Source organism: Streptomyces sp. T39 (genome assembly GCF_008042045.1).
GTDB lineage: Bacteria > Actinomycetota > Actinomycetes > Streptomycetales > Streptomycetaceae > Streptomyces.
In genome coordinates this window covers 1-672 of record NZ_RDBP01000190.1, presented here as the reverse complement: position 1 = coordinate 672, position 672 = coordinate 1, and the positions used below count along the sequence as shown (strand labels likewise).

Sequence of the window (672 nt, the reverse complement as noted above, 5' to 3'; positions counted from 1 at the left end):
CCGCGTGGTCTCCGAGCGCGGCGGGGTGCTGCACACCGCCGCGGTGCTCCACACCGCGACGGATTCCGTGGCCGCGTACACCGAGGTCGTGCTGCGCGACCCGGCGGACACCCGTGCGCTCCAGTACGACACCGTCGTCGTCCCCGTACACCGCGGCCGCGGACTCGGACGCGCCGTCAAACGCCATCTGATGGGCGTCCTCGCCGACGAACGCCCCGGACTCCGCGAGATCGGCACGACCGTCGCCGACGAGAACGGCCCCATGCTGGCCGTCAACGACCGCCTCGGCTACCGGCGCGAACGCCTCGTCGGCTACTTCCAGGCCACGCTGTAGGGCCGCGGGGCCGCCGGTCGATGACCTCCCGGGTCATCGACCGGCGCGGCCGCTCCCGGGCACGATCGAACCCGCGCCCCGCACTCCACCGCCCACCGCACGGAGGAACGATGACCGCCTACGCGATCGCCCGGCTGATGCCCACCGGACAGCCCCACGACGAGGTCCTCGACTACATCGAGCGCATCCAGGCCACCATGGACCCGTACGAGGGCCGCTTCCTCGTCCACGGCACCGCCCACGAGGTCATGGAGGGCGACTGGCCGGGCTCGGTCGTCGTCATCGGGTTCCCGTCCCTCGACGCCGCCCGCGCCTGGTACGACTCCGACGCCTACCGC

The 672-nt window shown here is 72.9% G+C and carries 2 protein-coding genes; both read left to right on the top strand.

What is annotated here, in order from left to right; all coding sequences use genetic code 11:
* Positions 1-334: GNAT family N-acetyltransferase (locus EAO77_RS39230; protein WP_187283586.1), on the top strand; the 334-nt coding region annotated here is incomplete at its 5' end.
* 110 nt (positions 335-444) lie between these two features.
* On the top strand, positions 445-672 hold a 228-nt coding region (locus tag EAO77_RS36740; RefSeq protein WP_147992612.1), incomplete at its 3' end, for a DUF1330 domain-containing protein.